7 protein-coding genes are annotated in these 12,277 nt (G+C 35.2%); 5 read left to right on the forward strand and 2 right to left on the reverse strand.

Annotated features, from left to right (window positions below; translation table 11 throughout):
- Positions 1–371: 371 nt before the first annotated feature.
- Together V7014_RS23770 and V7014_RS23775 are read left to right on the forward strand one after the other, a co-directional pair.
- On the forward strand, positions 372–1,013 hold the full coding sequence (locus V7014_RS23770; RefSeq protein ID WP_335511000.1) for an HAD family hydrolase: 642 nt from the start codon (positions 372–374) through the stop codon (positions 1,011–1,013).
- Positions 1,014–1,329: 316 nt separating this feature from the next.
- A complete protein-coding gene (locus tag V7014_RS23775; RefSeq protein ID WP_335511003.1) occupies positions 1,330–5,016 on the forward strand; it encodes an Ig-like domain-containing protein in 3,687 nt (1,228 codons plus the stop codon).
- Between the two features lie 560 nt (positions 5,017–5,576).
- On the opposite strand, the gene V7014_RS23780 is transcribed toward V7014_RS23775, so the two are convergent.
- Together V7014_RS23780 and V7014_RS23785 are read right to left on the reverse strand one after the other, a co-directional pair.
- Positions 5,577–5,915, reverse strand: coding sequence for a spore coat protein (locus tag V7014_RS23780; RefSeq protein ID WP_335511005.1), 339 nt, complete (start codon positions 5,913–5,915; stop codon positions 5,577–5,579).
- 11 nt (positions 5,916–5,926) lie between these two features.
- The gene (locus V7014_RS23785) at positions 5,927–6,214 is read right to left on the reverse strand and encodes a hypothetical protein (RefSeq protein WP_438824968.1); all 288 of its coding nucleotides are present in this window, start codon (positions 6,212–6,214) and stop codon (positions 5,927–5,929) included.
- Positions 6,215–6,549: 335 nt separating this feature from the next.
- Between V7014_RS23785 and V7014_RS23790 the strand changes: the two genes are divergently transcribed.
- From V7014_RS23790 to V7014_RS23800, 3 genes are all read left to right on the forward strand, one after another.
- A complete protein-coding gene (locus V7014_RS23790; RefSeq protein ID WP_335511006.1) occupies positions 6,550–8,934 on the forward strand; it encodes a 3-hydroxyacyl-CoA dehydrogenase/enoyl-CoA hydratase family protein in 2,385 nt (794 codons plus the stop codon).
- 175 nt (positions 8,935–9,109) lie between these two features.
- Entirely contained in the window at positions 9,110–10,288 is a 1,179-nt protein-coding gene (locus V7014_RS23795) for an acetyl-CoA C-acetyltransferase (protein WP_335511008.1), read from the forward strand.
- Between the two features lie 175 nt (positions 10,289–10,463).
- The gene (locus V7014_RS23800) at positions 10,464–12,248 is read left to right on the forward strand and encodes an acyl-CoA dehydrogenase family protein (protein ID WP_335511010.1); all 1,785 of its coding nucleotides are present in this window, start codon (positions 10,464–10,466) and stop codon (positions 12,246–12,248) included.
- The last annotated feature ends 29 nt before the right edge of the window (positions 12,249–12,277 follow it).

A 12,277-nucleotide genomic window follows, 5' to 3' on the forward strand; every position in this document is an offset into this window, starting at 1 on the left:
ATCATATCAGTTTATCTTAGAATGAAAAGAATATATGTCCCCTAAAATTCAGTTTTATATTTTTGTGGACAAGCGTTCTGTATTCGTTGTTACATATAAGATAAATTAAATGATAACTATTCAATAGTTATTATATAAGGAAATAAAACAATATGGAAAAAATCTGTGATGGATCATTAATCAACAAATATCTTGTGCTATTTTCGCTGGGTTCTTTCTTTACATGTCCTCAAAGCGACAAAATACAAGTTTATCAACTATACCCCGGAGAATATCTATGTGACCAATAAGCAAGAGTTACAAGTTTCAATTTTTTATGTAAAGGAAAAGTGAAAATTTGTAAGAGAAATGCTATGAAATGAGGAAATAATATGAATTATATTTTTGACTTTGATGGAACTTTAGCGGATTCTAAAGAATGTAGTATTTTGGCTACACAAAAAGCATTTGAAGAGATGCTGCTTGACATTCCTTCAATTGAAAAAATTGAATATTATATGGGGATTCCAATTGAACAATCGTTTAATGAGATGGCAAATAGAGCATTGAATGAAGACGAGTTTCAAACATTATTAAAGATGTTTCGTGAACATTATAAGCTTTATGAGAATGATACATTGACCGTATTTGCAGGTATACCACATGTACTGAAACAGTTAAAGGATAAGGGGAACCGTTTATTTGTCGTGTCGAGTAAAAAATCAGATGTTCTCAAGCGAAACTTACAAGCCATTCATATTGATACGTATTTTGATGATTTAATTGGATCTGATAAAGTCTCACATTACAAACCTCATCCTGATGGTATTTTTAAATTGGAAAGTAAATATCAATTAGATTTAAGAAATAGCGTGATGATTGGTGATGCTATCTTTGATATTCAAATGGGGAAAGCGGCTGGTTGTATGACTTGTGCTGTTTCATGGGGAAGCCATACAATTACACAGCTAAAAGAAGAACAACCTACTTTTTGCATTGATAAGGTAGCAGACTTAGTGAATCTCCCTATCTAAATTATTTTCGAAAAAGGTTAATATACATATAACATACTAACGCATTGGAAAGATTCCAATGCGTTTTTTCCTGATATCTTAAAGATGCTCTAACCTTTGCAATTGTTACTACTAAGATTAGGGTGTTATATTTTAATAATATACCAATATAGGTATTGTGGTCTATTTTTCTTTTGTTCAATCGTACTTATGAACCAAATCCCGTTATGATTATTAAATGTTTTGGTTCATAGTCGATACAGTTACTGAAGGGTTCAAATTCTATAAACAACGAAATAGTTTATTAAAAGAAATAATTATTAAGGAGGAAGTAGAATTGAAACAAAAGAAAATCAGAGCTTTTACGTCTTTGGTGTTGACTTCGATTTTAATGATTTCAACCATTTTTAACGGAATTGGATTTGTTGCAGAACCTATTGTTGCAAAAGCAGAGGACTCTGTAGAATTTAAGTTACTTACTGATATTGGACCGATTGGAAATGACAGCGATAAGGAAATATCAGGTAAGTTAAGTAAACCAGGTAAGGTAGATGTAATTTCGAATGTCGTAGTAGATGGAAAACCAGTGGAGAAATCTATTTTAAAGGATGGGAAAGCTGTATCTACGAATGAAAATGGAGAATTTACAGTTACTATAAAACAGCAACTTGCTAATACAAAGATTGTTTTTGTTTTCACGGATAGGGATGGAAACATAATTAAAGAAGAAGCGACTATATTGGATAAAAATTCTCCTCAACTAGACAAAACTCCTCCAGAGATTAAATCAGTCGATCGTATATTTAATACGAGAAAAACAATTACAGGTACGGTAAGCGAACCGGGTTCTATTACTGCTACATTAGGAGATAAAACTCTTGGTACAGTCTCTGTAATTGAAACTAATAAAATAGCAGAAAATGAATATTCATTTACTATTATATTGAATGATTTTCAACCTTATGGCTCAGTCATATCTCTTCAAGCTACAGATTTAGCGGAACCAACTGCTTTAAAAAGTGATATGGTAAATTTGACGGTTGAATCAGATAGTACACCACCTACTTTAGAAACACCAATAAAGGAAGTTTCAGATTCTACGACTGTTGTAGAAGGAAAAGTAAATAAACCAGCAACAGTGCAGATAGAAATAGATGGTAAACCTTTAGATGAAAAACCAACAGCAACAGATGTGTATGGTAATTTTAACATTACTATTCCTGCACAAGTGGCAGGAACAGAAATTAAAGTTATCATTACAGATGCTGCTAATAACAAATTAGAAGAGAAAATCGTAGTAAAAGATCGTACAGCACCAGTTATTAATAAAGTGAATGATGTATTTGAAACATCTAATTATATTAAAGGTGAAGTGAGCGAGAAATCTACAATAATTATAGAGAAATACACGGATGCGACTGCATCATGGGAATCTTTAGGGGCAGAGATTGAGACAGATGAAAAAGGTGTTTTTTCCTATAAATTAACAAGCAAATTAGAGAAAGATGCAAAAATACGAGTTACTGCTAAAGATGCTAATAGTAATAGCAGTAAAGAGCACGAATTAACGGTTAAAGAAGATAAAACGGCTCCTTTATTATCTTCAGAAATGGTTGACATTGGAAATAAAGAAGATACGGTGTTTGAAGGACAATTAACAGAAGAAGGAACTGTTGAAGCAACTGTAAATGGAAAAACGGTATTACTTACATCAGAAGGTGTAGAGGCGGATCGTATCACTACAGATGATGATGGTAATTTTAAAGCAATAGTTAAACAGCAATTAGCTAATACAAAGATTACCTTTGTTTTTACAGATGTGAAAGGTAATACGTCCAAAAGAATTGTTACTGTTAAAGATATGACAGAGGCAGCGTTAGTATATCCGAAGATTACACATACAAGTGGAATTAAAAATTCCAGTAAAATCGTTACAGGAACTGTTAATAAACCTGGGGTAATAACTGTTACATTAGGGGATAAAGTTCTTGGGAAGACAACAATCAAAGAAACAGCAAAACCAGACGAAGATTCGGATAATCCAGAAAATAGAAAGTATCATTTTACAGTAACACTAAATAGTACACCAGCTGTAAATGATGTTCTTACTATTCAAGCTACAGATTATACGAAACCAGAGGCATTAGAAAGTGATATTATCAATGTGGTTGTAACGAAAGATGAAGCACCACCCACACTAACTGGTGATTTTATCATTACTGATGCGATGACATCAGTAGCTGGAAAGATGGATAAAGCAGGAGAAGTTCAATTATTTGCGGGTAGTACGCCATTGCATACAAAGCCAGTTAATACGGATGCAGAAGGTAACTTCAAAGTTTCTATTAAAAAACAAGTAGCAGGAACCGATGTAACTGTTAAAATGAAAGACCTTGTAGGTAATCTTGGCGAAGCAACGGAAAAGGTTATAGATAAAACAGCACCATCAGTAAAGACTGTAAAAACTGTGTATGATACATCAACTGCTTTACAAGGTAATGTAAGTGAAACAGGAACAATTACAGCTGAAGTAGCGGGAGTTACTTCAACATCAACAATAGAAGCAAATGGTGACTTTACAATTAAATTAAATAGTTATCCTACCAAGGGAGAAAAAATCAATTTATTTGCTGTGGACGAAGCAGGAAATAAAGGTTTGGTAAAATCAATAACTGTTAGAGAAGATAAAGTTGCACCAAAGTTAATTACGCCTAAAACTATTGAAGTTAATAATACAGGTGATGTAACAGTAGAAGGTCAATTAGATGAACAGGCTACAATAGATGTAGTGGATGGAAACGGAAATTCTGTTTTGATAGGTGAAAAAATTACACCAACAGCTAATAACAATTTTACGTTCAAAGTAACCGTTCAAAAGCAATCCGCGGATACAAAATTAATTTTCATGTTTGAAGATATGAAGAGACCGAAGCCTAATGTATTAAAGAAAACAGTTACTGTAAAAGATGGTATTGCTCCGGTTCTTAAAGTGAATACTTCTGTATCTTCATCAAATAGGCTTATTACAGGGACAGTAAGTGAACCTTCTGTTGTAACGGCAACAGTAAACGGTAAATCTGTAGGTAGTGTAACCGTAAAAGAAAGTAATAAAATTAGTGATGGCGTATATCAATTTAATATTGTCTTAAGATCATTTTTAAGTGAAAATGCAGTAGTAACTCTACAAGCAAAAGATTACGCTAAGCCTAAACGACTTTTAAGTAATATCGTTAACAGTAAAGTAACGAAAGATACAGTCGCACCATATTTAGAGGGTTCATTCATTATTACTGATGCGCAAACATATGTCAAAGGTAAAACGAATAAGGATGCTAAAGTACAATTATTTGTTGGACAAACGCCTATTCATACAAAAGCTGTAGCAACAGATGCGTATGGTAATTTTAGAATTACTATTAAAAAGCAGCCGGCTGGTACTAAAGTTAGAGTTGTTACAAGTAATCCGGTAGATTCGAAAATGAAAAATGAAAGCCGAATAACCGTAAAGGATGAAACTCCACCAGTGATCAGGAAAGTAGATACTGTGTATGACACTTCCAAAGTGATACAAGGCCAGATAAGTGAGGCAGGTACTGTCACAGCTCAAATAGATGGTATGAAAAAACAAACCAGCAAGACTGATTCAAATGGTAATTTTAAAATTACATTACCAAATCGTCTTGCGAAGGGTACTAAAATTATAGTAACTGCTAAAGATAAAGCAGGGAATGTCACGAAAAGTGAAAGGAAGATTACAGTTAATGAAGATAGATCGGCGCCTAGATTAGTGGAGCCGAAAACGATTGTTATTGAGGCTAACAAAGCTAAAGTGATAAAAGGTACATTAAGTGAAGAAGGATCGGTCGAAGTTACTTATGGTAGTTCTTTAATTAAGAAATCAACAAATGCAGATGGTGGATTTACAGTGAATATTCCAGCTCAAAAAGCAAATACGAAAGTAAATTTTGTTTTTAAGGATGTAAAAGGTAATAAATCGACAAAAACAGTAGTAGTTAGAAAGTAAACAGTAACAACTTGCCTTAATAACTGTTAGGGGAAGTTTTCTTAAAACAAGCATGCTATCTGAAGTATGCTTGTTTTTTCATTTATTCATTTGCTACAACTCTTTTTGGATGTAGTAAAAATATAAGAGCAGGTCTATTATGGTAGATTGCTCTGATCTTTTGTGACAAAATTAAAAACTTATAAAATAAATAGATTATTAGGTTATTGAATGTGATATAATTCACATAGTCCTTGATTAAGGACATGATGTGCCAATCATACCCTTTTGTTACGTAGATATGTTTTTATGTAAAATCCATTCCCACTGAATGGATTTTTTCTTAGATTTCATTTTCATTTAAAAGTATACCTTCGTATCAAATAAATATTTTATTCATGATCAATTTAATAATAGTAACTACATTATTGATAATTTTGCATCTATAACACCGGATGCTATTATTGAAAAATAAGAGTACAAAAGGATAGTTGAAGCATATGTTCAGCTATCCTTTTTCTATTTATCTCAGTCGGAGGGCGAAAGTAGGTACGGAGCAAACCAGGGCGCTTTCGCTTTTCTTATTGAATCATATTACCAAATGGGAATTGGCTTTTGTAGCCACTAAACTTTTGATAGTCTTGTGTGACTCCTTGTTGTTGTGCTTTATCCATTCCATACCAGCCTTTTTTAAACATAAGATTATACAAATCTCGTTGTGCTTGAGAGGATTCTTGGAAGGCAGTGTAAATTTCTTGATAGAGTCCTTTATGGCTTGCTTCATGCATTGCTGTACTATAAGAATTTGTCATATGTTTTTCAGTTGCAAGCATATCGTTAATGAAATCACGATCATTCATTTGCGGCGTTTGTGGGACAGTAGTTTCTGGGTTTTGTATTTTATTTTGATTGTTGTTCATGAGTATCCTCCTTACTGTAAAGGTGTTGTTCCGCTATTTTGTGCTAAACCTAAGTGAGATAGAAAAGAATCATATTGCTTTTGATGCATTTGCCCTACTTTTTGGATAGCTTGTTTCACTTCAGGGTCTTGGCAGTGCTGTGCGTAAAAGGCAGCCTTTTTAAAAATCACTAAGTTCCATGACATCATATCAGTTAAGTAAAGTTCATCTTTCGTGGTTAAAACAGCCGGTGGTTCTGGAAAAACAGCTTGATTAGTATTTGGTTGTTGATTTTGCATTTGATTGTTTTGTTGATTCACTTAACATTCCTCCTTCTATATAATTAGGCTGTCTTATTTTGTGCGTTTTTACTACAAATATACGGCAGTAATGACATAGAATATATAAAGGTAGAAGTAACTGGATGTTGAATTCTATGTTGAATGATTTTTAAAGCACAATGTGAAGTTTGCTTTAGGAGTATTTTTTACGAAACAAAAAAATATTTTCTGTAAAAATAAACAAAAAATGTATTTGTGCTGTTGCAGAATTTTCTAAAATCTTTTATCATATAATTAATAAGTCGAATTGATATTTTTTTTGGCTAAAAAATGAATGACTATTCATTCAAACTCGTACAAAGGGGGACATTAAGTTGGTACGAAACATTCGTAAAGCAGCGGTATTAGGATCTGGGATAATGGGAGCAGGTATTGCTGCACATCTTGCAAACGTTGGAATACCTACATTGTTGCTAGATATTGTTCCACGTGAACTAACTGAAGCAGAGAAACAAAAAGGACTTACATTGGAAGATTCACTAGTTAGAAATCGCATAAGTACGACTAATCTACAAAAGTTATTGAAACAAAAGCCAGCTCCACTTGCTGCTAAGAAGAACATGGTTCTTTTAGAAGCGGGTAATTTTGAAGACGATATGAAGCGTTTAGCAGATGTTGACTGGATTATTGAAGTTGTTGTTGAAAATTTAGAAATCAAAAAGCAAATATTTGCACAAGTTGATCAATATAGAAAGAACGGGAGCATTGTTAGCTCTAATACATCGGGAATTTCAGTGGAAGCTATGGTGGAAGGACGTTCTGAAGACTTTAAAAAGCATTTCTTAGGAACGCATTTCTTCAATCCACCACGTTATTTGAAACTATTAGAGGTTATTCCAACTCAATACACGGATTCTGAAGTCCTTTCTTTCATGAAAACATTCGGGGAAGATGTACTAGGAAAAGGTGTTGTTGAAGCGAAAGATACGCCTAACTTTATTGCAAATCGAATTGGAACATATGGATTACTTATAACCGTACAAGAAATGTTGAAAGGCGGTTACAGTGTTGGGGAAGTTGATTCTGTTACTGGACCACTTATCGGTAGACCATCAAGCGCTACATTTAGAACATTAGATGTAGTTGGTTTAGATACATTCGCACATGTGGCAAAGAATGTCTATGACCAAGTGGAAGGTGATGAACAGAAGGTATTTGAATTGCCAGCGTTCATTTCTTCAATGCTTGTGAATGGTTGGTACGGTGCTAAATCTGGACAGGGCTTCTTCTTGAAAAAAGGCAAAGAAATTCTTGAGTTAAATCCAGAGACCCTTGAATATGAAGCAAGGAAAAAATTAAAAGCACCATCTATAGAATTAAGTAAGCAAGAAAAAGGTTTAGCAAACAAGTTAAGAACATTATTATACAGTAAAGACCGCGCTGGTACTTTACTGTGGGATATTACAGTTCCTACATTAATTTATTCTGCTGAGTTACTTGGAAATATTGCAGATGATATCGTTGCGATTGACCAAGCTATGAAGTGGGGATTCGGTTGGGAACAAGGACCATTTGAATTATGGGACGCGATTGATGTTGCTAAGTCGGTTGATCGTATGAAGCAAGAAGGTCGCCAAATTCCAGAATGGGTTGAAAGAATGGTAGCAAGTGGTGTTACATCTTTCTACAAAGAAGAAGAGGGAAATCTGTATTACTATAGCTATGGTGAATATAAGTTGGTTAAAGAGAATTCAAAGGTGATTAATCTTAAGCGTTTGAAAAAACAAAAAGGTGTCATCAAGAAAAATTCTGGAGCTAGTTTAATAGATTTAGGTGATGATGTAGCTCTATTAGAATTCCATTCACCAAATAATGCGATTGGTTTGGATATTGTTCAAATGATTAATTTCGCAATCGATGAAGTAGAGAAGAATTATAAAGGGCTTGTAATCGGTAACCAGGGTAAGAACTTCTGCGTTGGTGCAAATTTAGCGATGATTTTAATGGAAGTACAAGACGACAATATTTATGAAGTAGAAATGGTAGTGCGTCATTTCCAACAAGCGATGATGCGTATTAAATATAGTGCGAAACCGGTTGTGGCAGCACCATTTGGCATGACTCTTGGTGGTGGTACAGAAGTTTGTCTACCAGCAGCTCGCATTCAAGCTAGTCCTGAAACATATATGGGACTTGTCGAAACAGGTGTCGGTCTGATCCCAGGCGGTGGCGGTAATAAAGAGCTTTATATTAAATACTTAGAAAGTCTACCAAATGGTGTACAGGTTGATTTACAACAAGTTGCGAACAAAGTATTTGAAAGCATTGCAATGGCTAATGTATCTACTTCTGGTCAAGAAGCAAGAGGAAATAATGTGTTAAATAATCAAGATGCTGTTAGTTTAAACGGTGATCATTTGTTATATGACGCGAAGCAAGTTGTGCTAGCACTTGATAAACAAGGATATAAACCACCAGTTCGTAAGAAAATCCCTGTTGTTGGTGAAACAGGTTATGCAACTTTATTACTTGGGGCACAAACAATGAAATTATCAGGATTTATTTCTGAACATGATATGAAGATTGCTGAGAAACTAGCATATGTAATTGCTGGAGGCCGAGTTCCTTATGGCACGGAAGTAGATGAACAATATTTGCTTGATTTAGAACGTGAAGCATTTATTAGTCTAGTGCAGCAACCAAAATCTCAAGCGAGAATGCAGCATATGCTTGTTAAAGGAAAACCGTTACGTAATTAATGAAGCAATTCATAAAGTACAACTTTGATTGGTTGGGATAACCTTTTATCTCACACCAATCTTTAGTTGAACCAATCGGTTTCTTACTGGCACTTGATCTTCTACTAAAACGCGGTTTTGAAGTGGGAGTCCTAGCTCCAGTTTGAATGGGATAAAGTGAAAAGGGGGAACAAGCATGAGAGAAGCGGTAATTGTTGCTGGTGCGAGAACACCAGTAGGTAAAGCGAAGAAAGGTTCGCTTGCACATGTACGTCCTGATGATTTAGGAGCATTAGTTGTCAAAGAAACATTAAAGCGTGCAGGCAATTATGAAGGGAATATTGATGATTTAATTATTGGTTGTGCAATGCCAGAAGCTGAACAAGGCTTAAATATGGCTAGAAATATTGGAGCATTAGCTGGATTGCCACATACGGTTCCTGCAATTACTGTGAATCGTTACTGCTCAAGCGGCTTGCAAACAATTGCATATGGTGCTGAACGAATTATGTTAGGTTCTAGTGATACGGTTATTGCTGGTGGAGCAGAATCTATGAGTTTAGTTCCAATGATGGGGCATGTTGTACGTCCAAACGTAAAGCTTGCAGAAAGTGCACCTGAATATTATATGGGTATGGGACATACAGCTGAAGAAGTGGCTAAGAAATATGGTATTTCAAGAGCAGAGCAAGATGAGTTTGCAGTAAGAAGCCATCAAAAGGCAGCGGCTGCTATTGCAGCTGGAAAGTTTAATGATGAAATCATTCCGGTAGAAGTAATTAGTCGCTTAGTTGGTAGTGACTACAAATTACAAGAAAAAACATCATTATTTTCAGTAGACGAAGGAGTTCGTCCAAATACGAGTGTAGAGGGATTAGCTAAGCTAAGACCTGCATTCTCTGTAACGGGATCTGTAACAGCAGGAAACTCTTCACAAACGAGTGACGGTGCAGCGGCAGTAATGGTAATGGACAGTGAAAAAGCAAGTTCGTTAGGCTTAAAGCCAATGGGCAAATTCCGCTCATTTGCTGTAGCTGGTGTTCCACCTGAAATCATGGGTATTGGTCCAGTTGCTGCTATACCGAAAGCATTGAAACTAGCTGGTTTAGAGCTAGCAGATATTGGATTATTCGAATTAAATGAGGCTTTTGCTTCTCAATCTATCCAGGTTATTCGTGAGTTAGGCATTGATGAAGAGAAAATTAATGTGAATGGTGGAGCGATAGCTTTAGGACATCCACTAGGATGTTCAGGAGCAAAGCTTACACTTACATTACTTCACGAAATGAAGCGAAGAAATCAACAATTCGGTGTTGTAACCATGTGTATTGGTGGCGGCATGGGCGCTGCTGGAGTATTTGAACTGTTGGCATAAAGGAACAAAAGATTTGTAACCAAATTTTTTTCGATTGCTCCAGTAAGTGAATGTTGATACGTATTTCACCTTTGAGAGAGAATATCTTGTTTGAATGTACACCATGTTTAAAGTGTAGAAATGATTTATTAGCATTTACTTACGGAGTCTATAACCAAATGGGAGGTTTTTTAAGATGTCTGAATCAACAAAAGTGCTTATTAAAGGTGGAAGTTTCTTAATTGAGGATATTGAAGCAGAACAATTGTTTACACCAGAGGACTATACAGAAGAACAAAAAATGATTGCAAAAACAACGGAAGACTTCGTTATTAATGAAGTTACACCTGAAATTGATAAATTAGAAGAGCACCAATTTGATATTACAGTTCGTCTTCTTAAAGAAGCTGGTGAACTAGGGTTATTAGGCGCTGATGTACCAGAAGAGTATGGTGGATTAGGGCTGGATAAAATCAGTTCAGCATTAATTACAGAAAAAATGGCACGTGCTGGTGGCTTCTCGCTTTCACATGGCGCTCATGTTGGAATTGGTTCATTACCAATCGTGCTTTTCGGTAATGAAGATCAAAAGAAAAAGTATTTACCATTATTATCTTCAGGAGAAAAGCTTGCTGCTTACTGCTTAACTGAGCCTGGTTCTGGTTCTGATGCACTTGGTGCAAAAACAGTAGCGAAGTTAAATGCTGAAGGTACTCATTACGTATTAAATGGAGAAAAACAATGGATTACAAATGCTGGTTTTGCAGATGTATTTGTTGTTTATGCAAAAATTGATGGTGATAAATTCTCAGCTTTCATCGTTGAAAAAGAATTCCCAGGTGTATCAACAGGTACTGAAGAGAAGAAGATGGGTATCAAGAGCTCATCTACTCGTACAGTCATTTTAGAAGATGCACTTGTTCCTAAAGAAAATCTACTAGGTGAAATTGGAAAAGGACACGTAATTGCGTTCAACATCTTAAATATTGGTCGTTATAAACTAGGTGTAGGTACAGTAGGTGGATCAAAACGTGCATTTGAAATAGCTGTACAATATGCAAATCAACGTCAACAATTTAAAACACCAATTTCTTCATTCAACTTAATTAGAGAAAAATTAGCAACAATGGCTTCAAAAATCTACGCTGCTGAAAGTTCTGTATATCGTACTGTAGGTCTTTATGAAGATTATATGGGTGGGTTAAGTACAGAAGAAGTGAAGGATATTAAAGTGTTGGCAACTTCTGTTGCTGAGTATGCAATTGAGTGTTCTTTAAATAAATTCTTCGCGTCAGAAGTATTAGATTATGTAGTAGACGAAGGTGTACAGATCCATGGTGGTTATGGATTTATGGCTGAATATGAAATTGAAAGAGCTTACCGAGATTCTCGTATTAACCGTATCTTTGAAGGAACAAATGAGATTAACCGTCTGTTAGTTCCAGGAACCTTCATTCGTAAAGCTATGAAAGGTGAACTACCATTGTTCCAAAAAGCAATGGCGCTTCAAGGAGAGCTAATGACAATGATGCCAGAGGAGCCAGGTGATGAGCCTTTAGCACAAGAGAAATATCTTGTGAAGAACGCGAAGAAAATCGGCTTACTTGCGGCAGGTTTAGCAGCTCAAAAATTCGGTACAGCACTAGAGAAAGAACAAGAAGTATTAGCTAATATTGCTGATATCGTTTCATTAGCATACGCGATGGAATCTGTCGTATTACGAACAGAGAAAGCAATTGGAAAAAAAGGACTAGAGAATAATAAGCAAAAACTTCTATATACACAAATTTTCTGTCAAGAGTCATTCAATGCTATTGAACAACATGCAAAAGAAACATTGCTTGCTGTAGAAGAAGGCGATACATTACGTATGATGATTTCAGCATTACGTAAGTTCACTCGTCATACTCCAATTAATGTGATTAGTAAGAAGCGTGAAGCGGCAGCAGCACTTGTTGAAGAAGAAAAATATTTCGTTTAATAAGTTGATTAGGGCTGTTCGAAAAGTGA

Source organism: Bacillus sp. JJ722 (assembly GCF_036963345.1).
Classification (GTDB): Bacteria; Bacillota; Bacilli; order Bacillales; family DSM-1321; genus Bacillus_AD.